Origin of the sequence: Noviherbaspirillum sp. ST9, assembly GCF_048799745.1 — a bacterium.
GTDB lineage: Bacteria > Pseudomonadota > Gammaproteobacteria > Burkholderiales > Burkholderiaceae_D > Noviherbaspirillum.
Map to the genome: position 1 here is coordinate 1 of NZ_JBLWFR010000133.1, position 606 is coordinate 606.

General features: G+C 34.7%; 1 protein-coding gene. It reads left to right on the top strand.

The annotated features are described in order from the left end of the window. Nucleotides 1–606, top strand: a 606-nt coding sequence (locus tag ACNOHI_RS25165; protein ID WP_420477462.1) for an O-antigen polymerase, incomplete at both ends; no start/stop codon positions are given.

Sequence of the window (606 nt, forward strand, 5' to 3'; positions counted from 1 at the left end):
AATACATCACTCCTTCATTGTTTTTCTATATGTTAGCAAGTAAGAGAAAGGTAATATTTATCTTTTTAACTTTAATAGCCTTTCTTAACCCTGTTTCATTAGGCTTGATTGTAGGTGGTCGAGGTGAACTATTCCAGATGATATTTATACTTGTATTAAATTACCTTTTATTTCGCCAGTACTTTACTAAAAAGCAGGATAAAGTGTTAAAACTTGTTGGATTGTTTTTTTGCGTTTTTGCTGGTTCCATTCTCTTTTTTATTACAATAGCCAGAGCAGATGGCAATAGCGATTTAGTTTACGAGCAGATATACAGGTATCTAGGTGAGGGCTTTATTAACTTCGGCGAGAAGGGCTGGTACATAACTAATCATACCCACGGATATAGTATAGCAAATGGAACAGGGCAGACCTTCATGAAAGATATTTCTGATTATTTTGATGCTAGGGATTATCCGAGATTAGGATCTATCACAGGAATGAGGATGTACGTGTATTATACTGTATTCGGTGACTATTTTATTGATTTTGGATTGATTGGCGGGATATTGTTCAACGTGATTTTGGCTTTATTGTTTTATTTATCTGTTAAAGGGAAAGAGGCTC